The 18,506-nt window shown below is 72.4% G+C and carries 21 protein-coding genes and 1 other RNA gene; 11 read left to right on the top strand and 11 right to left on the bottom strand.

The window, feature by feature from the left end; translation table 11 throughout:
* Positions 1-68: 68 nt before the first annotated feature.
* The 3 genes from ACFUNE_RS15620 to ACFUNE_RS15610 all read left to right on the top strand — a co-directional run bounded on the left by ACFUNE_RS15620 (position 69) and on the right by ACFUNE_RS15610 (position 2,428).
* Positions 69-824, top strand: a complete 756-nt coding sequence (locus ACFUNE_RS15620) for an SDR family oxidoreductase (RefSeq protein ID WP_383567045.1) — start codon at positions 69-71, stop codon at positions 822-824.
* Positions 825-961: 137 nt separating this feature from the next.
* Positions 962-1,426, top strand: a complete 465-nt coding sequence (locus ACFUNE_RS15615) for a lamin tail domain-containing protein (RefSeq protein ID WP_383567042.1) — start codon at positions 962-964, stop codon at positions 1,424-1,426.
* Between the two features lie 147 nt (positions 1,427-1,573).
* Complete coding sequence (locus ACFUNE_RS15610) at positions 1,574-2,428, top strand: PhzF family phenazine biosynthesis protein (RefSeq protein ID WP_383567039.1); 855 nt, start codon at positions 1,574-1,576, stop codon at positions 2,426-2,428.
* Positions 2,429-2,453: 25 nt separating this feature from the next.
* Here the strand turns inward: ACFUNE_RS15610 and ACFUNE_RS15605 are convergent, their stop codons facing one another.
* Entirely contained in the window at positions 2,454-3,452 is a 999-nt protein-coding gene (locus tag ACFUNE_RS15605) for an aldo/keto reductase (RefSeq protein ID WP_383567036.1), read from the bottom strand.
* Between the two features lie 94 nt (positions 3,453-3,546).
* Positions 3,547-4,158, bottom strand: a complete 612-nt coding sequence (locus ACFUNE_RS15600; protein WP_383567033.1) for a TetR/AcrR family transcriptional regulator — start codon at positions 4,156-4,158, stop codon at positions 3,547-3,549.
* A gap of 107 nt (positions 4,159-4,265) precedes the next feature.
* Between ACFUNE_RS15600 and ACFUNE_RS15595 the strand changes: the two genes are divergently transcribed.
* From ACFUNE_RS15595 to ACFUNE_RS15585, 3 genes are all read left to right on the top strand, one after another.
* Entirely contained in the window at positions 4,266-5,714 is a 1,449-nt protein-coding gene (locus ACFUNE_RS15595) for an MFS transporter (RefSeq protein ID WP_383567030.1), read from the top strand.
* Between the two features lie 44 nt (positions 5,715-5,758).
* Positions 5,759-6,340 carry a GNAT family N-acetyltransferase gene (locus ACFUNE_RS15590; protein WP_383567027.1) on the top strand — a complete coding sequence of 194 codons (582 nt, stop codon included), beginning with the start codon at positions 5,759-5,761 and terminating at the stop codon, positions 6,338-6,340.
* A gap of 77 nt (positions 6,341-6,417) precedes the next feature.
* The gene (locus tag ACFUNE_RS15585) at positions 6,418-7,320 is read left to right on the top strand and encodes a glycosyltransferase family 2 protein (protein ID WP_383567024.1); all 903 of its coding nucleotides are present in this window, start codon (positions 6,418-6,420) and stop codon (positions 7,318-7,320) included.
* A 36-nt stretch (positions 7,321-7,356) separates the two neighbouring features.
* Here the strand turns inward: ACFUNE_RS15585 and ACFUNE_RS15580 are convergent, their stop codons facing one another.
* Entirely contained in the window at positions 7,357-7,848 is a 492-nt protein-coding gene (locus ACFUNE_RS15580; RefSeq protein WP_383567021.1) for a GNAT family N-acetyltransferase, read from the bottom strand.
* Positions 7,849-8,023: 175 nt separating this feature from the next.
* Here ACFUNE_RS15580 and ACFUNE_RS15575 point away from each other — a divergent pair, with 175 nt between their 5' ends.
* The 3 genes from ACFUNE_RS15575 (at position 8,024) to ACFUNE_RS15565 (ending at position 10,521) form a co-directional block, all read left to right on the top strand.
* Positions 8,024-8,554, top strand: a complete 531-nt coding sequence (locus ACFUNE_RS15575) for a universal stress protein (RefSeq protein ID WP_383567018.1) — start codon at positions 8,024-8,026, stop codon at positions 8,552-8,554.
* A 78-nt stretch (positions 8,555-8,632) separates the two neighbouring features.
* Positions 8,633-9,061, top strand: coding sequence for a pyridoxamine 5'-phosphate oxidase family protein (locus ACFUNE_RS15570; protein WP_383567015.1), 429 nt, complete (start codon positions 8,633-8,635; stop codon positions 9,059-9,061).
* A 428-nt stretch (positions 9,062-9,489) separates the two neighbouring features.
* The gene (locus ACFUNE_RS15565) at positions 9,490-10,521 is read left to right on the top strand and encodes a 7-epi-alpha-eudesmol synthase (protein WP_383567012.1); all 1,032 of its coding nucleotides are present in this window, start codon (positions 9,490-9,492) and stop codon (positions 10,519-10,521) included.
* 55 nt (positions 10,522-10,576) lie between these two features.
* Here ACFUNE_RS15565 and ACFUNE_RS15560 read toward each other — a convergent pair whose 3' ends face one another.
* The 6 genes from ACFUNE_RS15560 to ACFUNE_RS15535 form a co-directional block, all read right to left on the bottom strand.
* Entirely contained in the window at positions 10,577-11,842 is a 1,266-nt protein-coding gene (locus tag ACFUNE_RS15560; RefSeq protein WP_383567009.1) for a cytochrome P450, read from the bottom strand.
* Complete coding sequence (locus ACFUNE_RS15555; protein ID WP_383567006.1) at positions 11,839-12,447, bottom strand: ATP/GTP-binding protein; 609 nt, start codon at positions 12,445-12,447, stop codon at positions 11,839-11,841. Before ACFUNE_RS15555 ends, ACFUNE_RS15560 begins: the two co-directional genes overlap by 4 nt.
* Positions 12,428-12,799, bottom strand: a complete 372-nt coding sequence (locus ACFUNE_RS15550) for a DUF742 domain-containing protein (protein ID WP_383567003.1) — start codon at positions 12,797-12,799, stop codon at positions 12,428-12,430. The genes ACFUNE_RS15555 and ACFUNE_RS15550 overlap by 20 nt, the downstream gene beginning before the upstream one ends.
* A complete protein-coding gene (locus tag ACFUNE_RS15545) occupies positions 12,796-13,206 on the bottom strand; it encodes a roadblock/LC7 domain-containing protein (RefSeq protein ID WP_383567001.1) in 411 nt (136 codons plus the stop codon). The genes ACFUNE_RS15550 and ACFUNE_RS15545 overlap by 4 nt, the downstream gene beginning before the upstream one ends.
* Positions 13,207-13,211: 5 nt before the next feature.
* Positions 13,212-14,888, bottom strand: a complete 1,677-nt coding sequence (locus ACFUNE_RS15540) for an ATP-binding protein (protein ID WP_383566999.1) — start codon at positions 14,886-14,888, stop codon at positions 13,212-13,214.
* A 388-nt stretch (positions 14,889-15,276) separates the two neighbouring features.
* Complete coding sequence (locus ACFUNE_RS15535) at positions 15,277-15,708, bottom strand: nuclear transport factor 2 family protein (protein WP_383566995.1); 432 nt, start codon at positions 15,706-15,708, stop codon at positions 15,277-15,279.
* Positions 15,709-15,794: 86 nt separating this feature from the next.
* Here ACFUNE_RS15535 and ACFUNE_RS15530 point away from each other — a divergent pair, with 86 nt between their 5' ends.
* Both ACFUNE_RS15530 and ACFUNE_RS15525 read left to right on the top strand, forming a co-directional pair.
* Complete coding sequence (locus ACFUNE_RS15530; RefSeq protein ID WP_383566992.1) at positions 15,795-16,364, top strand: PadR family transcriptional regulator; 570 nt, start codon at positions 15,795-15,797, stop codon at positions 16,362-16,364.
* Positions 16,351-17,208 (top strand): SGNH/GDSL hydrolase family protein, encoded by an 858-nt coding sequence (locus ACFUNE_RS15525; protein ID WP_383566989.1) that lies wholly within the window; start codon positions 16,351-16,353, stop codon positions 17,206-17,208. Before ACFUNE_RS15530 ends, ACFUNE_RS15525 begins: the two co-directional genes overlap by 14 nt.
* Before the next feature lie 290 nt (positions 17,209-17,498).
* On the opposite strand, the gene rnpB is transcribed toward ACFUNE_RS15525, so the two are convergent.
* Together rnpB and ACFUNE_RS15515 are read right to left on the bottom strand one after the other, a co-directional pair.
* An RNA gene (gene rnpB / locus ACFUNE_RS15520) (RNase P RNA component class A) lies at positions 17,499-17,898 on the bottom strand.
* Between the two features lie 78 nt (positions 17,899-17,976).
* On the bottom strand, positions 17,977-18,498 hold the full coding sequence (locus tag ACFUNE_RS15515; protein ID WP_383566986.1) for a TetR/AcrR family transcriptional regulator: 522 nt from the start codon (positions 18,496-18,498) through the stop codon (positions 17,977-17,979).
* Positions 18,499-18,506: the final 8 nt, after the last annotated feature.

Below are 18,506 nucleotides of genomic sequence, written 5' to 3'. Positions count from 1 at the left end.
CATCCGAATGGCGGTGCGATGAGCACCGGGTGCAGGCCGCCCGGAAACCTCCCGTACGCTGCCGGGCCATGAACGCTGAGCAGAGAATCGCAGTCGTCACAGGTGCGGGATCGGGGATCGGCAGGGCGGTCGCCGTCACCCTTACGAGTGCGGGCTGGACCGTGGCTCTGGCGGGGCGCCGGGCCGGAGCCCTGGAGGAGACGGCCGCCGCGGCCGGCCCGGGTACGGCGGTGTGCCTGCCCACCGACGTGAGCGACCCGGCCGGCGTGGCCGCACTCTTCGCCGCAGTGCGGGACCGCTTCGGCCGGCTGGACCTGCTGTTCAACAACGCGGGGACGTTCGGGCCGCGCTCCGCCCCGGTCGAGGACCTCGCGTACGAGGACTGGCGGACGGTGGTGGACGTCAACCTCACGGGGACGTTCCTGTGCGCGCAGGCCGCCTACCGCCTGATGAAGGAGCAGGACCCGCAGGGCGGCCGGATCATCAACAACGGCTCGATCTCGGCCCACGCACCGCGTCCGCACTCCATCGCCTACACGGCGACGAAGCACGCGGTGACCGGGCTGACGAAGTCGCTGTCGCTGGACGGCCGGCCGTACCGGATCGCCTGCGGGCAGATCGACATCGGCAACGCGGCGACCGACATGACGGAGCGGATGAGCACGGGGATCCTCCAGGCCAACGGCGAGGTCGTCGCCGAGCCGGTGATGGCGGCGGACGACGTCGCCCGGACCGTCCTGCACATGGCGGAGCTGCCGCTGGAGGCCAACGTCCAGTTCGCGACGGTGCTGGCGACGGCCATGCCGTACGTGGGCCGAGGCTGATCATTCTCGATCCGCGCTTGCCCGGAACTCACCCTCGAATGGCGGAATTTGCGAATTTCAACCATCGAGTCCGGGCAAGCGCGTGCTGCCCGTATGCTGCTGACCTTCACCGAATGAACACAGAAGGACCACAAAGCATGCGCATACGCACCGCCGCGCCCCTCGCCCTGGCCGCCGCCACCGCGCTGGCCGGCTCGCTCCTCGCCACGGCTCCGGCCTCGGCGGCCTCCCATCAGGGCGGGCTGCACCTCGGCAAGATCCAGTACGACAGCCCCGGCAAGGACACCCGGACGAACACGTCCCTGGTCGCCGAGTACGTGGACATCCACAACAACGGGAAGTCCGCGCTGCAGCTCAAGGGCTACAAGCTGAAGGACGACACCGGCTACACGTACACCTTCCCCGGCTACACCGTCGCCGCCGGAAAGACGGTCCGGGTGCACACCGGCAAGGGCAGGAACTCCGGGGCCCACGTGTACTGGAACCGCGGTTCGTACGTCTGGAACAACACCGGCGACAAGGCGCGGCTGATCAAGCCGAGCGGCGCGCTCCTGGACTCCTGCTCCTGGGGCAGGGGCACCGGCGTGAAGGTCTGCCACTGACCGCAGTGAACGGGCCGCCGCGGCCGGGGGGGGTCCGTGGAGCGGCCAGGGGGTGGCCCGGGGAGTCAGGACCCCGGGCCACCCCTGCGTGCACCCCGTGGGGCCCTTCCGGGAATGACCGCCTGCACGCCGCGGTTGACCTGCGACATGAGCTCACACGGCAGCGCCGAGGTCCTCCGCTACACCGCTTTCTCCGCCGACCCCGAAGGGGGCAACCCGGCCGGGGTCGTCCTGGACGCCTCCGGCCTGGACGACGCGGCGATGCTCGCCGTCGCGGCGGAGCTCGGGTACAGCGAGTCGGCGTTCCTCACGGCACCGGACGGCCACGGCGGGCACACCGTCCGCTACTTCAGCCCGAAGGCCGAGGTCCCCTTCTGCGGCCATGCCACGGTGGCCGCAGCCCTCGCGCTCGCCGAGCGGGACGGCCCGGGCGACCTGGTGTTCTCCACCCTCGCCGGCACGGTCCCGGTCAGCGTCGCCCGCGAGGGCGGCGAGCTCCGCGCCACCCTCACCAGCGTCGAGCCGCACACCGAGGACGTCTCCCCCGAGGACGTGACGGAGGCCCTGGCCGCCCTGGACTGGCCGGCGGCCGACCTGGACCCGGCGCTGCCCCCGCGCATCGCCTTCGCCGGGGCCCGCCACCTGGTGCTGGCCGCCGCGACCCGGGAACGGCTGGCGAACCTCTCGTACGACTTCGCCCGCCTGGAAGCCCTCATGCACCGGCTGGACCTGACGACCGTCCAGCTGGTCCGGCGGGAGTCCGGCACGGTCTTCCACGTCCGCGACCCGTTCCCGGTCGGCGGCGTGGTCGAGGACCCGGCGACGGGCGCAGCGGCCGCCGCGTTCGGCGCGTACGCACGCGAGCTGGGCCTCGTCCCCGAGGACGCGGTCCTCACCCTCCACCAGGGCGCCGACATGGGCCGCCCCGGCACCCTCACCGTCGAGCTGCGGTCCGGTGACCCGCGGGTCAGGGTGAGCGGGACGGGGACCCGGATCGGCTGACCCGCGCACCCCGCCCACCCCTCCCTCAGGTGAGCAGGCGGGCGATCTCCGCCATCTGCGCCGGGGCCAGCGGGCCGTGGGCGAGGGCGCCCGCGTTCTCCTCCGCCTGGGCGACCGTCCGGAAGCCGGGGATCGGCACCGTCCGCCCGCTGCGGCCCCACAGCCAGCCGAGGGCACCCTGGGCGAGGGTGCGGCCGTCCGCCGTCAGCACCTCGCGCACCGCCTCGACGCGCGGCGCCCAGTGCGCCGAGGGCACCCCGCCCGCCTCGAACCAGTGCAGCCACGCGGGCGGGGCGGACCGGATGTCACCGGCCGCCGCCCGCCGGCCCGGATCGCGGGCACCGGCGAGGAGGCCCATGGCCAGCGGGCTCCGGACGACGCTGAGCAGGCTCCGCTCCTCGCTCAGACCCAGCACCTCCGGAGCGTCCTCCAGCACGTTGCAGGCGTGCTGGACGGCGGCGCAGTGCTCGCCTCCGGCGAACAGTGCCGCACGCTCCGGGTCGTCGGTGCTCCACCCGTAGGCCCGGATCAGCCCCTCGGCCACGAACCCCTCGCAGGCGTCGCGCAGTTCGGCCGCCTCGTCGAGCGGGGTGTCCCCCAGGTGCAGCTGGAAGAGGTCGATCCGGTCGGTCCCCAGCCTGCGCAGTGAGGCGACGAGCGCCCGGCGGGCATACGCCGGCGACCTGTCGGCTCCGTCCATCGTGCGGGCCCGCTCGTCGAACAGGTTGCCCCACTTGGTGGCGACGACGGCCTCGTCCCGCCTGCCCGCGAGCGCCCTGCCCAGCACGCGCTCGCTGTGCCCCGCCCCGTACACGTCGGCGGTGTCGAAGAATCGCACCCCGAGGTCGAGCGCCCTGCGGATCGCGGCCACCGACTCCTCGTCGTCGACCTTGCCCCAGCCGAGCGGGCTGCCGTCGGGCGTCGACCACTCGCCCCCGATCGCCCAGCACCCGAAGCCGAGTGCGCCGACCTCGATCCCGCTGCGGCCCAGTGTCCTCTTCTGCCAGTCCGTCTCTGTCTGCATGTCGGCAGAAGCTACGAGTTGAAGTGCACGAGAAGTCAAGCGCCCGCCGTTCCCCGCCCGCACGGGCCCGGTCACGCGTGTGCGGGCCCCGCCGTCAGTCGGCGTACACGCCCGCTCTCGCCGCCGCCACGGCTGCCGCGGCCGCCCGGTCGGCGACCGTCTCGTCGAGGGGGTCGCCGCTGGCCAGCAGCCGGTAGTAGAGGGGCGCCGACACAGCCCGGACCACCTCGCGCGCGTCGGTACCCCGGGGCAGCTCGCCCCGCGCGACCGCCGCGTCCACGCAGCCGGCCCACTCCTCGATGCGGACCGCGTAGAAGCGGTGCAGGGCCTCGGCCGTCCGGGCGTCGCAGGTCGCCGCCGCGACGACGGCGGCGAAGAGGGGGCCCTGGCGCGCGTCGGTCAACGTCCGCACCACCAACCGCGCGTTGGCCCTGAGGTCCTCGTCCAGGGAGCCCGTGTCCGCGCGCGGGACGGACTGCTCCGCCATCTCCGTCAGCAGATCGGCGACGAGCCCCGCCGTGGTGGACCAACGCCGGTAGACCGTCGTCTTGCCGACCTCCGCGCGGCGGGCGACATCGGCGAGATCGAGCCCGCCGAAGCCCTGCTCGACCAGCGCGTCACCGGCGGCGCGCAGCACCGACTCCCGCACCCGGGCCGTGCGCCCGCCGGGCCGGACCGTGCCCGGCTCCACTTCCTCAGCACCCATAACGGCTCTCCAGTTCCATTAATAGCCCACTCGCTGGTACGGTGACGCACATACTAACGGAACGAGAGAACCGTTAGCACTTCCGAGCCTTCAGGAAAGGGCACCCCATGTCCACCTCCAGCAGCACGGCACCCGCCACCGCACCTCCCCGGGCCCCGGCCGTCCGCATGACAGGCCGGCAGAAGCTCGTGCTCACCCTCCTCCTCGGCGCGCAGTTCATGATCGCCGTGGACTTCTCGATCCTGAACGTCGCCCTGCCCGCCGTGGGCGAGGGCCTCGGATTCTCCCTCGCCCACCTCCAGTGGATCGCCACCTCCTTCGCCCTCGCCGCCGCCGGATTCACCCTGCTGTTCGGGCGCGTCGCCGATCTGGTCGGCCGCAAGCGCCTCTTCACCGGCGGCATGGTCGTCCTCGGCCTCTCCTCGGCTCTCGGCGGGCTCGCCACCTCTCCCGAGGTCCTGCTCACCGCACGCGTGCTCCAGGGTCTGGCCACCGCGGCCGTCACCCCCGCCGGACTCGCGCTGCTCACCACGGCGTTCAGGGAGGGCCCGCTGCGCGAACGCGCCCTCGGCCTCAACGGCGCGCTGATGTCCGCCGGCTTCACGGCCGGGGCGATCCTCGGCGGGCTGCTCACCGATCTGCTCTCCTGGCGCTGGGCCTTCTTCGTCAACGTCCCCGTCGCCGCCCTCGTCGTCGCCCTCGCCCCGTCCGTCATCACCGACTCGCGGCCGGCCGAGCGGCCGAGGCTCGACCTGCCGGGCGCCGCGGCCGTCACCGGCGGGCTGCTGCTCCTCGTGTACGGCCTGACGCAGGCGGGCGAGTCCGGCTGGACCACCCCCACCACCCTGACCGCACTGCTCGTGGGCGCCGCGCTCCTCGCCGGGTTCTGGTTCGTCGAGAAGCGGGCCGCCGCGCCCCTCGTTCCCGTGCACATCCTCAGGCGGCGCACCGTCGTCTGGGGCAACGCCACCGGGCTCATCGCCTTCGTCACCGAGACGTCCCTGGTCTTCCTGCTGACGCTCTACCTCCAGGAGGTCCTCGGCTACTCGCCCCTCGCCACCGGCCTCGCGTTCGGGGTCCTGGGCATCGGGACCGTGATCGGCGGCATGCTCGGCGGCCGCGCGGTGGGCCGGTTCGGCAGCCGGCGCACCATCGTCACGGGCGGCGTCGTCCAGGCCGCCGCCACCCTTTCCCTGGTGGCGCTCGGCACCTCCGGCGGCTGGATCGCACTCCTGCTGGCAGCGACCTTCGTCGGCGGCGTCGGCAACATGCTGATGATCGTGGGCTTCATGGTCACCGCCACCTCCGGCCTCCCCGACGAGGAGCAGGGCCTGGCCACCGGTCTGGCCACGATGACGCAGCAGGTCGGCATCACCATGGGGATCCCCGTGATGAGCGCGATCGTCACCGCGCGGGCGGGTACGGACACCGGGCCCGGCGCGGTGCTGTCCGGGGTCTCGGCGGCGGTCCTCGTCAACTCGGCGCTCGTCCTGGCGGGGGCCCTGCTCGCCGGGGTGTTCCTCGGCCGGTCCGACGGCCGGACGTCCGCAGGGTGAGTCGGGTCCGGGCGGCGGGGCGCGGGCGCGGCAGGATGACGCACATGGCACAACCGCTGACCGTCCCCAGCATGACCGCCGGAGCGGATTTCGTCCTGCGCCCCTGGGAGATGAGCGATCTGCCCCTCATCCGCGAGGCGGCGGAGGACGACTACATCCCGCTGATCACCACGATCCCCTCGCCCTACTCCGACGAGGCGGCCGAGGCCTACGTCAGACGCCAGTGGGACCGGGCGGCCACCGGGCGCGGGTACCCGTTCGCCATCGCCCGCACCCGGGACCGCCGGCCGGTCGGCTCCATCGGCCTCTGGCTCGCGGACGCGCCGGAGGGCAGGGCGTCGCTCGGCTACTGGATGACCGCCCCGGCACGCGGCCAGGGGGTCGCGGGAGCGGCACTGCGCACGGTCACCACCTGGGCCCTGCACGAGCTGCGCATCCCCCGGGTCCAGCTCCTGGTCGAGCCGTGGAACACGGCCTCACTGAGGACCGCCGAGAGCGCCGGCTACCGGCGCGAGGGCCTCCTCCGCGACTGGCAGGAGATCGGGGGACGGCGCCGGGACATGCTGATGTACTCCCGGCTGAACGGGGACCGGCCCTCCGGTGACCGGGCACCCACGGGAAGCTGAACGCGAGACGTTACGATCGCGGGCACCGCGCAGGACCGCGGTGCCGCAGCAGCCGAAACCCCCTGGAGAGCCGAGCTTTGTCCGTACCACGCGTCGGTGTAGCCATCGTGACCATGGGGGACCGTCCGCAGCAGGTCGAGGCGCTCCTGGCGTCGGTGGCCATGCAGGATGTGCGGCCCTCCCGCGTGATCGTCGTGGGCAACGGCTCCCCGCTTCCGGACTACCGGTCGTTCCCCGGCCTGACGGACCTCGCCGGCGGTGTGACACTGCTCGAACTCGACGAGAACCTCGGCTGCCCCGGTGGCCGCAACGAGGCGCTGGAAGCGCTCGCGGGTTTCGGGGACGTGGACGTGGTGATCGAGCTGGACGACGACGGTCTCCTGGTGGACAAGGACGTGGTCGGCACGGTCCAGGAGCTGTACGCCGCCGACCCGCGCCTCGGCATCGTGGGCTTCCGCATCGCGGACGAGCACGGCGGGACTCAGCGCCGGCACGTCCCGCGCCTCCGGGCCGGGGACCCGATGCGCGGCGGCCCGGTCACCGCGTTCCTCGGCGGCGGCCACGCGCTCTCCATGGAGATGCTCGCCGGAACGGGCCTCTGGCCGGCCGAGTTCTTCTTCACCCACGAGGAGACCGACCTGTCCTGGCGGGCTCTCGACGCGGGCTGGAAGATCCTCTACGAGCCGCGGCTGCTGCTCCAGCACCCCAGGACGTCCCCGGCGCGGCACGCGGTCTACTACCGCATGACCGCCCGCAACCGTGTCTGGCTGGCCCGGCGCAACCTGCCCTTCCTCCTGGTCCCCGTCTACCTGGGCACCTGGCTCCTCCTCACCCTCGCGCGCACCCGCTCGGCCTCCGGCCTGCGCGCCTGGGCGGCCGGCTTCGCCGAGGGGGTGCGCACCGAGTGCGGGCAGCGCAAGCCGATGCGCTGGCGCACGGTGTGGCGGATGACGCGCCTGGGCCGCCCGCCGGTCATCTGACCGCTCGGGGCCGCCCCCCACCGGCGGCCCGGCCGGTCACCCGGTCCCTACCGCGTCCGGCCGGCCGGACGCAGTCCACCGGTAGAGCACGTCCGGCTCCTTCTCCTCGTTGCGGCCGCCGTCGTCGTAGGCCACGGCGACGAAGCCGTGCCGCTCGTAGAAGGCGCGCGCCCCGGAGTTGCGCTGGAACGTGTAGAGGCTCAGCTCCCCGCTCGAAGCCTCCTTCACCTGCTCCAGCAGGCGTGTCCCGATACCCCGCCGCAGGGTGTCCGGCCGCAGGTAGAGCTGGTCGAGCTCGTCCCCGTCCAGGGAGGCGAAGCCCAGCAGCTCCCCCGTCTCCCCCTCGGCCACCCACACCCTGGTGCCGGGGAGCAGCACATGGGTGATCCAGGCGAGCGTGTCCTCGTCGCTGTGCACCCGCGTCAGACCGGGCAGCGCCGCGTCCCGTGACGTGAGGAAGACGCGGGTGATCTCCTCCGCGTCCCCGGCGTCCGCCGCCCTCAGCCGTACGGACGTGTCCTGAGCCATCCTGTCGCTCCCCCCAGCCGGTGAACGCACAGGTATACCAGGAGCGCCCGTCGGGCGTCAGCGGCCCGTCATGATCGGCGCCCCGTGCGTCAGAGGGCCGTCAGCACCGCGGCCGGGCGGCCGCTCGCGCGCTGAGATGGGGGCGACGGTTCGGCGATCGAGAGAGGCGGACTCCATGCGGCCCGGAGTCGTGGTCGGAGTGAGCGGGACACCCGGAAGTCTGACGGCGCTGCGCCGGGCAGCCACCGAAGCCCACCTGAGGAATGCCGAGTTGTGGGCGGTTCTGGCCTGGGACACCCCCGGCGCGGGCTTCGGCGGCCGGGCCGGCACCGGCCCGGCGCCCTCGCTCCGGCTGTGCCGCACGGATGCGGCCGAGAGGCTGCGCGACGCCCTCACCACGGCCTTCGGCGCGGGCGGGGCCGGGGTGCCGGTCGTCGGGCGGGTCGTACGGGGCACCCCCGGAGCCGTACTGGTGGGGACGGCCGCCGCCGAGGGCTGCCTGCTGGTGGTCGGAACCGGTCCGCGCGGTGCGCTGCACCGCTGCCTGTGGCCGTCCGTGGCCCGCTACTGCGTGGCCCACGCCCCGTGCCCCGTACTGGCCGTACCGCCGTCCCCCGTCCGGCGCGAGCCGGCCGCCGCTCAGCGCGGGAACGCCTGGCGGCTGCGGCCGGACGCCCGGGGACTCGTGGACCGGGACGGCGTGTGACTACCCGTCCGGACCGGGGCAAACGTTGCATAATGCGGCCGAAGGCAACGCCTACCGCCCCACCCGAGGAGTTCAGCCGTGGCTTTGACCCGCGAAGAGCGTGAGCAGTTTCTGGCCGAACCGCACGTCGCCGCGCTGGCCGTGGACGCGGTGGAGGACGGCCGGGCCCCACTCACGGTGCCGATCTGGTACATGTACGAGCCCGGCGGCGACCTGTGGATCATGACGGGGCGCGACTCCCGCAAGGGCACCTCCATCGCCGCGTCGGGCCGCTTCAGCATCATGGTCGACCGCGTCACTCCCACCGTCCGCTACGTCTCGGTCGAAGGGCCGGTCGTCTCCACGACACCCGCCACCCGCGAACAACTGGTGGAGGTCTCCTCGCGCTACCTCCCCGCCGAGAAGGTCGAGGGCTACGTCGACTTCGCCTGGAAGGAACACGGCGAGCAGGTCGTCATCCACCTGCGACCCCAGCACTGGCTCAGCTCCGACCTGGGCGAGGCCTGAGCCCTCGCCCGCACCGCCGCCGGTGACCCCCGAGACCTGCCCGGCCGTACGGGCCGGGGCGTGAGGCCGGGGGCGCCGGTGAAGGCGGCATCCCGCCACCCGCACCCCCGGACGCACACCCGGAGCGGCCCGAAGCGAGCCACCGACGCGGACGCGGCACACTTCGGCGATCCACGTGAGGAAACGGGGCAGGCGTCAGCCAACTCCTCCTTTTCGCCCGGCCGGGCACCATGTGAAGCCTTCATTCCGATGGGAATTCTTCCTTCCGATCTTGTGGCATAGATCGTTTAGGCTCTGGGCAGCATCACGGCGCACATGATGAGTCATCAATTTGTGGCTCAAAACGCGCACTTCGAGTCAATGGGCGTCAATCCCGATCGCCCGGTCGCAGGGCGGGGGCCTGTGAATCGTCTCAAGAGAGGACGCCAATGCCACAGGACGTCACATTCGACCTCCCCTTCGATGCCCCGGTGAGCGAGCACCTCGCTCACGCCCGCGAGCGCCACCTGCGCTGGGTGTGGGAGACGGGTCTGGTGCGCAGCCAGGCGGGGTTCGAGGAGTACCGGTCCTGGGACCTGCCCCAGGCCGCGGCCCGGACGTACCCCCACGCCTCGGCCGACGACATGGTCGTCCTGATGAACTGGTTCTCCCTGGCCTTCCTCTTCGACGACCAGTTCGACGCCGGGAGCCCCGACCGCGCGGACCGCATAGCGGAGGTCGCGCGTGAGCTGATAGCCACCCCGCTGCGCCCCGCCGGGACGGCTCCGCGCGTCATCTGCCCGATCACCACCGCCTGGGCCGAGGTGTGGGCACAGCTCTCGGCCGGCATGTCCCTGGCCTGGCGGACCCGCTTCGCCGCCTCGTGGGGGCGCTTCCTCGTGGCCCACACCGAGGAGGTCGACCTGGCGGCCAAGGGCCGCGCCGGGACACTCGGCATAGAGGAGTACGCGGAGTTCCGCCGCCGCACCGTGGGCATCCACCACAGCATCGACGCGGGTGAACGCAGCCGCGGCTTCGAGGTGCCGGCGCAGGTGCAGGCACACGACCTGATGGTCAGGATGCGGGACCTTGCGGCGGACACGATCGGGTTCATGAACGACATCCACTCCTTCGAGCGGGAGAAGCGCCGAGGGGACGGCCACAACCTCATCGCCGTACTGCACCGTGAGCGTGGCGGCACGTGGGAGGAGGCCGCCGACGAGGCGTACCGGATGACCACGGAATGCCTCGACGAGTACCTCGAACTGGAGGCGCACGTCCCGGTGATGTGCGAGGAGCTCGGCCTCGGCTCCGAGCAGCGCGACCAGGTGCGGATGGGCGTGGAAGCCATCCAGCACTGGATCAGCGGCAACTACGAGTGGGCGCTGACCTCGGGCCGCTACTCCGCCGCGAAGGAGGGCCCGGCGGCGACGGCGGAGCTGGCGGGACGCGGTTCGCTGGACGACCTGCTCACCGTCTGACACACCGTTCCCGCCCGGCCGGAAGGTACGGCCGGGCGGGAACGGATGAGTGGACTCAGACGGACTGCGCGGTGAACTCGACCGGCAGGGCGTCCAGACGCGCCTCCCAGGTGGAGGCGGTCGAGGTGAGCTCGTCGGCGCCCACGGCCAGGCGGAGGCCGGGCAGCCGGTGCAGCAGGACGTCGACGGCGGTCTCGATGATGGCCTGGCCGATGTTCTGGCCGGGGCATTCGTGCGGACCGCCGCTGAACGCGAGGTGCGACTGGTTGCCGTGGACGGAGACACCGGAATCCGGCCGGATCTCCGGGTCGAGGTTGCCCGCGGCGAGCCCCAGCACCAGCAGGTCGCCCTCCTTGATCTGCGTACCGCCGAGCTCGAGGTCCGCGGTGGCGAAGCGCCCGGGGAGGACCGCCAGCGGGGGCGTGTTCCACATGACCTCCTCGACGACCTCGGAGACCGCCCGCTGGCCGCTGACGAGCCCCGCCAGACGGGAGGAGTCGGTGAGGATCAGCTCCAGCACCCGGGCCAGCAGATTGCTGGTCGTGGTGTGCGCGGTGATCAGCACCAGCCGCAGATGGCCGAGGATCTCACCCTCGTCGAGGCCCGCCGCGTGGTCGAGCAGCCCGGTCGTGAAGTCGGGGCCGGGCTCGATCCGCTTGCGCTCGGCGAGCTCCCCGAGGATCCGCATGATGCGGTCGTTGTGCGCGAGGGCGTCCGCGCCGCCCTTGATGACCTGGGCGCAGGAGACCGCGAGGCTGCGCCCCTCGGCGGCCGGGAGCCCGAAGAGCCGCGTCAGCACGAGCATCGGCAGGTACTCGGCGTAGTCGCCCACCAGGTCCGCGCCGCCCTTCCCGGCGAACGCGTCGATCTGCTTGTTCGCGAAGTGCGTGACATGGCGCCGGATACCGCGCCCCGCGAGGGTGTCCAGGTTGTCGGTGACCGCCCTGCGCAGCCTGCGGTGCGGCTCTCCGTCCTGGGAGACGCAGTCGGGCCGCCAGCCGAGCATCGGGATCAGCGGCGAGGTCTCCTCGACGCCCCCGTCCTTCCAGTCCTGCCAGATGCGCGAGTCCCGGCTGAACTGGAGGGGGTTGTCGAGCACCCGCCTGCTCTCGCGGTAGCCGAGGACCAGCCAGGCGCGGACGTCCCCCTCCAGGAGTACGGGCGCCACGGCTCCGTGCTCCTTGCGCAGCCGCCCGTAGATGCCCTGCGGGTCGATCGCCGCGTCCGGCCCGTAGAGCCGGGTGAGGCCGTCGGCCCCTCCGTGCATGACGGGGCAGCCGCGGGGGGCGTCCGTGTCGTTCTCCGGGTGTCCGTCGGTCATCGGGGCTCCAGAGCGACGTCGGAGCGTGCCTTGAGATGGCGTATCAGCGCGATCAGCACGTCACGGCTGGAGGTCCGGTCGCGGGCGTCGCAGGTCACGACCGGGGTGTGCTCGGGGATGTCCAGGGCGTCCCGGATCTCCTCGACCGGGTGGTCCTTGGAGTCCGGGAACACGTTCAGGGCGATGACGAAGGGGACGTTCTGACGCTCCATCTCCTCGATGGCCCGGAAGCTGGAGGCCAGCCGCCGGGTGTCCACCAGGACCACGGCTCCCAGGGCGCCCTTGAACAGGCCGTTCCACAGGAACCAGAAGCGCTCCTGTCCCGGTGTCCCGAAGAGGTACAGCACCAGCTCCTCGTTGATGCCGATCTTGCCGAAGTCGAGGCTGACGGTGGTCTGCTGCTTGTCCGCCACCCCGATCAGGTCGTCGACGTCCACGCTGGCCTGGGTCAGCGTCTCCTCGGTGGTGAGCGGCTTGATGTCGCTGACCGAGCGCACCAGGGTGGTTTTCCCGGTGCCGAAGCCCCCGGCGATCATCACCTTCACCGAGCGGGTGCCGCCGCCGGCCGCCTGCCGGCCGGGATGGTCAAAGCCTTTGAAGTCCACTGAGTACCTCCTCAAGGAGCGCGAGGTCGGGCCCGCGGCCGGCGCCTGACGCCGGAATGGGATCGCGGGCCTCGACGCGGCCTGCGTCCAGCAGATCGGCCAGGAGCACCGCGAGAATGTTGAAGGGCAATCCGAGGTGGGCGCCGAGTTCGGCCACCGACAGCGGATCGCGGCAGCGCCGGAGAATCTCCTCGTGCTCGTGCTGCAGGCCGGTCCCGGCTGCGGCACGGGAGATGATGAGGGTCGCCACGTCCAGGGTCGACGCCGAACCCCCCGGTCCGCTGCGCCCCCCGGTGAGGACGTAGTAGCGCTCAAGACCGGGCGGGTCCGTCGGCCGGCGGGGACCACTCATCCAGAGTGCTCCTCCAGGCGCGGGCTGGTGCCGAGGAGCTCACCCATCCTGCGCGCCAGGTCCCTCATCTGGTGGCCGAGCAGGCCCTGGTCGAGCCCTTCCCTGGCGACGACGCCGAGGTACGTCTCCACACCGGCCCGCACCACGAAGAGGTGGCCCCCGTCGACCTCGATCATCGCCAGGCGGAGCTGCCCCGCGTACTTGGGGAATTGCTCGGCCACGGGCTGTGCGAGCGCCTGCAGCCCCGCGACCACGGCGGCGAAGCGGTCCACGTCGTCCGGATCGTCGGCGCCGTAGGAGGTGATGGCCTTGCCGTCGCTGGATGCCACGAGGGCGAAGCGGATCTCCCGGATGCTCTCCGTCAGATCCCGGAGCGCCCAGCTCACGTCGGTTCCCTGCTGCGTCATGTGGACTAGTCGCTCTCTTCAGTGCGGTTGTACTCGCGGCCGGCAGTCGTCTCGCGTACGCCCGGGCCGGCGTCCTCGGTCCTCACCTCCGGCCGGGCGCTCTCGCGTCCGGCCGTGGCGAAGGCGGCGAGGCCGGCGAACGACGCGTCCGGGGGCACGGGGGCCATGGACTCCGCCGGCCGGCCGGTGGCGTCCGGCCGGGCAGCCGGTGCGTCGGCCCGCCTGCTCCTGCGTCGGGGCAGGCCCCCGGGCGTGGTGTCCATGAGGCCGCCGGCTTCGGTGCTGTCCACCGGCGCGGCGGTTCCGGCCGGCACGGGGACGGGCTCCGCCCTCTCCATGACGGCGGGCGCGGCCGGCCCGGTGACGGGGGCGGGCAGATGGCTGAAGTACTTGTGGGGGACCACCACGACCACGGAGGTGCCGAGCCACGGCGAGTCCGCGAAGGTGACCCGGATGCCGTAGCGGCGAGCCAGGGCGCCCACCACGCGCAGACCGAGGTTGGCGTCCTCCGACACACCGCCGAGGCCCGGGCCCTTCGAGGTGCCCGCGATGGCCTGCTCCGCCTCGCGCTTCCGCTCGTCGCTCAGGCCCTTGCCCGCGTCCTGGATCTCGATGCCGACGCCGTTGGGCACCTCCTTGCCGGAGACGACCACGGGCTCGGTGGGCGGCGAGTAGCGTGCCGCGTTGTCCAGGAGATGGGCGAAGATCAGGGTGAGGTGGTCCACCAGGCCGCCGTCGACACCGAGTTCGGGCAGGTGACGGACCTGGATGCGGTTGAAGTCCTTGATGCGGCCGATGCCGCCCCGGACCACGCTGAGCAGCCGCTGGGGCTCCTGCCACTGGCGCCCGGGCCGGTCCGAACCGCCGAGTACGCCGATGCTTGCCGCGAGGCAGTCGGCAGGGCCGATCTCCTGGTCCAGCTCCATGAGGCCCTGGGCCACGGCGGGCAGGCGCCCGTGCTCGCCCTGCATCTCGTGCAGCCGGCCGCGAAGCCTGCCGGTCAGCACGTGGATACGGCTGCCGATACCGACTACGGCCTGTTCGGCGGAGGTGGAACGATTCAGCTCTTCTTCGACGCCGAGCAGCGCGGTCCGCAGGACCCTGCGCAGCGCCGCGCGCAGCTCCGGACTCGCGTCGGCCTCCTGGCCGACCTCCGCCAGGATGTCGTCGATGGCCTCGCCGTCCCGCAGTCGCGCGACCGCTTCGGGGAGGTGCGTCTCACCGAGTCGGGCGACGACGGCCTGCTGGAGCGCGAACCGCTGCTCCGTGGCGTCGGCCCGTGCGGCGATGCCGGCCTCGTAGGCCTGCGTGTGTTCCGCGATCCTGGCATCGAAGTGGGCTGCCTGCTCGCCCAGTTGCGCTTCGAGGGCCGAGCGCTCGGATGCGAATCTCTGCTCCCGGCCGCGCACGTCCGCGTACAGCTGCTGGGAGTGCTCGGCCTGAGCGGAGCGGAATTCGTCGCCCGCGCGGCGGAGCTGGGACCGGGTCCGGATCAGGAGCCTCACACAGACCGAGCCGGCGACGGTGACCGCCGCGCCCGCGAACGTCGCGGGTATCTGGACCTCGTCGGGTCCCGCCACTGCGGTGACGACGGTTCCAGCCCCTAAGGCCAGCGGCATCAGCCACCAGCCGAACCAAGCGACCGGGGCGCGTGCCGCCGGGGGTGGAGTGGCAAGTTCCATCTGCATCCTTCGAGAGCAACACTTTCGAGCTGGGGGCGGCGCAGGCGTGGCCCGTGGGGAGCGCGCGCAGCATCGCGGCAGCCGAGTGACTTCGCGTCAACTCGCCGCGCCGCCAAGGAGCCTATCGGGTTCCAGATCGAATTGATCAACCGTCCTCCGCATACCGGGAGGTATTCGATCATGCTCTGGCCGGAACTCTCCGGCCGTGCTCGCGCACACCCCTTGAACAGCACCGGATCATCACCCCACCCCCTCCACCGGAGGCCGGTCACGCCTGGCCGGAAGGTGCGGAAGCGACCGCTCCGGGCGAAGGCCCCGGAGACACCCGCTCCCGATCCAGATTCCGCTTCCCGTTCCGATTCCGCTCGACCCCGCTTCCGGTCGCGTTTCAGCCGCCGTCGGGCAGAGGCGCGAGGCCGTCGGCGACCAGGCCGGCGAGCACCGCCTCGCCCAAGGCGTGCACCGCGGACTGCGGGCGGACCATCACGGTGAACTCCTTGATCCGGCCCGCCTCGTCGAACTGGAGCATGTCGATGCCGTGGATCTGCTTGCCGTTCACGGTCGCCCGGAAGACGAGGATCGCCGACGGAGCGTCCTCACCGCCGGCCCCTGCCTCGGCCGTGCCCTCGAAGTCCCCGACGTAGCGGAAGTCCTCGAAGGTGCGCAGCAGGACTCCGAAGAGACCCGACACCATGGGCTTGCCCTCGAAGGGCGTGAACTTCACCGGGCTGTGGAGACGGATGTCCTCGGTGAACAGGTCGTCCAGCGCTGCGAGATCGTGCTTCTCCACAGCGGCGCGGAAGCGTTCGGCGGTCTCCATGACCCCTCCTCTTACTCAACAATGTGACTAGTCAGTTTCTTGAGTATGATGGAGCGGCGGACAAGAAAAGGGAAGGGGCCTCTTCGATGGCCTTGCGACATGCCGTGCTGGCGGCGCTGCTGGACGGCGAGTACAGCGGATACCAACTGGCCAAGGCGTTCGACATCGGCGTCGCGAACTTCTGGCACGCCCTGCCCCAGCAGCTGTACGCCGAGCTGGCGAAGCTGGAGAAGGACGGGCTGGTCGCCGGCCGGCAGGTGGTCCAGGAGACCCGGCCCAACAAGCGGCTCTTCCGGGTCACCGACGCCGGTCTCGCCGAGCTGGAGAAGTTCGCCGCCACCCTGTCGAAGCCGTCCTTCATCCGCGACGACCTGCTCGTCAAGGTCCAGGCCGCCGACCACATCGGCCTCGCACCGGTGATCGAGCAGCTGGAGGAACGGGCGTCCGCCGCAGAGGCCAGGATCGAGCTCTTCGGCAAGCTGCTGCGGCAGATGCGCGGCGACACCGACGAGGAGGAGTTCCTGCTCCGGGGCGAGCGGATCGGGCCCTACCTGACCTGCCTGCGGGGCCTGGCGTTCGAGCAGGACAACCGGGGCTGGTGCCTGCGCATCTCAGCCGTTCTCCGTGAAAGGCGGACCGTTCATGAGCAGCGGTGAATACCTGCGTTACGTCGCCCTGGGCGACAGCCAGACCGAAGGGGTCGGGGACGGCGACGACACCGCCGGACTGCGGGGCTGGGCCGACCGGCTCGCCGAGCACCTCTCGGCCGTCGACCCCTCGCTCACGTACGCCAACCTGGCCGTACGCGGACGCGTCGCCCACCAGGTCCGCGCCGAACAGCTGGGGCCCGCCCTCGCTCTGCGCCCCGACCTGGCCTCGGTCGTCGCCGGGGTCAACGACCTTCTCCGGCCCCGGTTCGACGCGGCGGAGGTGGTCGGCCACCTGGAGGAGATGTTCGCCGCGCTCACCGCGGCCGGGGCCCACGTGGTGACCCTCACCTTCCCCGACATCGGGAAGATCGCGCCGATCGCCCGGCCTGTCAGGTCCCGCGTGTTCGAACTCAACGACCACATCCGCGCCGCGGCCGCCCGGCACGGGGTCACGGTCACCGAAGCCGCGGGACACGCGGTCACCACCGACCCGCGCCTGTGGAGCACCGACCGGCTCCATTCGAGCCCGCTGGGCCACGAACGGATCGCCGCGGCCGCCGCCTACGCCCTCCGCCTGCCCGGGAGCGACGACGCCTGGTCGCTCCCGCTGCCCCCGCTGGCGGTGCCCTCCGCCCGGCAGGCCGCATTGGCCGAACTGCGGTGGACGGCCGCCTTCCTCGGCCCCTGGCTGCTACGCCGCCTGCGCGGCCGGTCCTCCGGCGACGGCCGCACCGCGAAACGCCCCCTGCTCCTGCCACTGAGCGCGACGACGGCGTCCGCCGCCCCGCCTCGGCCCCTCCCGGCGGAACCGCCCGAAGCGACGGACAGATCATCGACCGGCGCCCCCTGAGGGGCCGCGCAGGGTCTTGCCGGATACCGGGTGGGGCGCACACGGACGATGCTCGATGCCTCGGGCGAGGTGAGGCGCCGCGCAGGGTCTTGCCGGGGACGGACGGCGCAGCATCCGGCGCCGGAGAGGGCGAGCCCCGCTCCGCCCGGAGTGCGGTGCTCGCCGTCACGGCGGGCCTCACCACCGCGGCGGTCGCGGCCGGGCAGCCCGATGCGCAAGGCTGCGGAAGCCGGATGAGGGCCCCCGACGCAGGTCGGAGGCCCTCACCGAGGCAATACCGCTGGTGGCGGCAGACGAGTCGGGCTGTACGCCGGGTTCTGTCGCCCGGTCGCCTCGCGGCGGCCGGGGAGACGGCCATCCATCTAGGACCGGCATTGCTGCCGGTCTCGTGCGGTCTACCCGCGAACTCGGGCGGGCAGCCCTCGGACGTTCGCGCAGGAGCACCGAGGCGCTCCCTCTTGACCTTGCTCCGGGTGGGGTTTACCTAGCCGCCTGAGTCGCCTCAGGCGCTGGTGGTCTCTTACACCACCGTTTCACCCTTACCGGGGACCGAGGTCCCCGGCGGTCTGTTTTCTGTGGCACTGTCCCGCGGGTCACCCCGGGTGGCCGTTAGCCATCACCCTGCCCTGTGGAGCCCGGACGTTCCTCGGGAGGATCCGGGGATCCTCACGCGGCCGTCCGCCCGGCTCGTCTGCCGTGGTGACCATGCTACCCGGCGGGGCGGGCGGCTCCGTGCGCCCGTCGTGCGGCGCCGCCCGCGCGGAGCCGTCAGACGGTGAAGGCGCTGATGCCCGCCTCCCAGGCCGCCGAGAGGTCGGCGCCCGGAGGGAAACGGCCGTTGAGTTCCAGGACGAGCATCCCGTGGGCGAAGGCCCAGGCCGCCCGGGCCCGGTCCTCGTCGCCGCCCGCGGCGCGGACCAGCGGGGCCGCGGCGGCGTCCGCCGCCGCTCCGTCGGGCAGGACGCGCCCCATCGTGAGCAGGTAGAGGTGCGGGTGGGCGAGGGCGTGGGCGCGGTACGCGGTGGCGAGCGCGGAGAAGGAGCCAGGGGCAGCCGCCTCGGCGGCCTCAAGGACGCCTGCGGTCTCCCGGAGCATCTCTGCGGCCAGCGCCGCGACCACGGACGACTTGTCCGGGAAGTGCTTGTAGAGGGACGGCGCCTTGACACCCACCCGGTCGGCCAGCCGGCGCATGGTCAGCGCTTCCGGGCCCTGCGCCTCCAGAAGAGCGCGTGCGGCCGCGATGATCTGCCCGGGCCTGCCGGCCGTGGGGGCGATGGCGAGGTCACTCACGCATAAGA

The sequence above is a fragment of the Streptomyces sp. NPDC057287 genome (assembly GCF_042667905.1).
Taxonomy (GTDB): Bacteria; Actinomycetota; Actinomycetes; order Streptomycetales; family Streptomycetaceae; genus Streptomyces.
This window is presented reverse-complemented; position numbering and strand designations above follow the sequence as displayed.

What these genes read in the sequence shown, in the direction of transcription:
- ACFUNE_RS15620 (WP_383567045.1), top strand. Translation starts at nt 69, where the DNA reads ATGAACGCTGAGCAGAGAATCGCAGTCGTCACAGGTGCGGGATCGGGG.
- ACFUNE_RS15615 (WP_383567042.1), top strand. Translation starts at nt 962, where the DNA reads ATGCGCATACGCACCGCCGCGCCCCTCGCCCTGGCCGCCGCCACCGCG.
- ACFUNE_RS15610 (WP_383567039.1), top strand. Translation starts at nt 1,574, where the DNA reads ATGAGCTCACACGGCAGCGCCGAGGTCCTCCGCTACACCGCTTTCTCC.
- ACFUNE_RS15605 (WP_383567036.1), bottom strand. Translation starts at nt 3,452, where the DNA reads ATGCAGACAGAGACGGACTGGCAGAAGAGGACACTGGGCCGCAGCGGG.
- ACFUNE_RS15600 (WP_383567033.1), bottom strand. Translation starts at nt 4,158, where the DNA reads ATGGGTGCTGAGGAAGTGGAGCCGGGCACGGTCCGGCCCGGCGGGCGC.
- ACFUNE_RS15595 (WP_383567030.1), top strand. Translation starts at nt 4,266, where the DNA reads ATGTCCACCTCCAGCAGCACGGCACCCGCCACCGCACCTCCCCGGGCC.
- ACFUNE_RS15590 (WP_383567027.1), top strand. Translation starts at nt 5,759, where the DNA reads ATGGCACAACCGCTGACCGTCCCCAGCATGACCGCCGGAGCGGATTTC.
- ACFUNE_RS15580 (WP_383567021.1), bottom strand. Translation starts at nt 7,848, where the DNA reads ATGGCTCAGGACACGTCCGTACGGCTGAGGGCGGCGGACGCCGGGGAC.
- ACFUNE_RS15575 (WP_383567018.1), top strand. Translation starts at nt 8,024, where the DNA reads ATGCGGCCCGGAGTCGTGGTCGGAGTGAGCGGGACACCCGGAAGTCTG.
- ACFUNE_RS15565 (WP_383567012.1), top strand. Translation starts at nt 9,490, where the DNA reads ATGCCACAGGACGTCACATTCGACCTCCCCTTCGATGCCCCGGTGAGC.
- ACFUNE_RS15560 (WP_383567009.1), bottom strand. Translation starts at nt 11,842, where the DNA reads ATGACCGACGGACACCCGGAGAACGACACGGACGCCCCCCGCGGCTGC.
- ACFUNE_RS15550 (WP_383567003.1), bottom strand. Translation starts at nt 12,799, where the DNA reads ATGAGTGGTCCCCGCCGGCCGACGGACCCGCCCGGTCTTGAGCGCTAC.
- ACFUNE_RS15545 (WP_383567001.1), bottom strand. Translation starts at nt 13,206, where the DNA reads ATGACGCAGCAGGGAACCGACGTGAGCTGGGCGCTCCGGGATCTGACG.
- ACFUNE_RS15540 (WP_383566999.1), bottom strand. Translation starts at nt 14,888, where the DNA reads ATGGAACTTGCCACTCCACCCCCGGCGGCACGCGCCCCGGTCGCTTGG.
- ACFUNE_RS15535 (WP_383566995.1), bottom strand. Translation starts at nt 15,708, where the DNA reads ATGGAGACCGCCGAACGCTTCCGCGCCGCTGTGGAGAAGCACGATCTC.
- ACFUNE_RS15530 (WP_383566992.1), top strand. Translation starts at nt 15,795, where the DNA reads ATGGCCTTGCGACATGCCGTGCTGGCGGCGCTGCTGGACGGCGAGTAC.
- ACFUNE_RS15525 (WP_383566989.1), top strand. Translation starts at nt 16,351, where the DNA reads ATGAGCAGCGGTGAATACCTGCGTTACGTCGCCCTGGGCGACAGCCAG.